The organism is Bradyrhizobium sp. NBAIM08 (assembly GCF_020193935.1).
In the GTDB taxonomy this organism is placed as follows: Bacteria; Pseudomonadota; Alphaproteobacteria; order Rhizobiales; family Xanthobacteraceae; genus Bradyrhizobium; species Bradyrhizobium yuanmingense.
On the sequence record NZ_JADYVR010001013.1, the window covers coordinates 1 to 400 of the forward strand.

Consider the following 400-nt stretch of genomic DNA (forward strand, 5'->3'; position numbering starts at 1 on the left):
CATCGGAGCTTCGTTGGTCCGCCCCCTGATCCCGTCCGTGCCGAAGAATTTCCGCGTCATCTTTGCCCGAACCCTGACTTTTCCCTTGCCGTCCTACCGGCGGCCATCAAGATAGGCCAGATAGTCCTATATTTCGTGAAGGGCGACGCCTTTGAAACTCTCCCAGCCGACGCGGATCCTGCTCGCCCTCATCCTCGGTCTCGCGATAGGCATCGCCGCCATGACAACGGGCGCGCCGTGGACCGAAAGCGCCGCCAATATCGCCGAACCCGTCGGGGGACTCTGGCTGAACGCGCTGCAGATGACGATCGTGCCGCTGGTCGTGTCGCTGATCATCACCGGCATCGCCGGGGCGGCCGAGGCGGCGCGGGCAAGCCGGCTCGCGACCCGGGCTCTGATC

Annotated in this window: 1 protein-coding gene; it reads left to right on the top strand. The window is 65.0% G+C overall.

Going from position 1 to position 400, the window contains the following annotated elements; genetic code table 11:
* Positions 1-151: 151 nt before the first annotated feature.
* Positions 152-400 (top strand): cation:dicarboxylase symporter family transporter (locus tag I6F37_RS43210; RefSeq protein ID WP_225154864.1); only part of this gene is annotated, 249 nt, incomplete at its 3' end.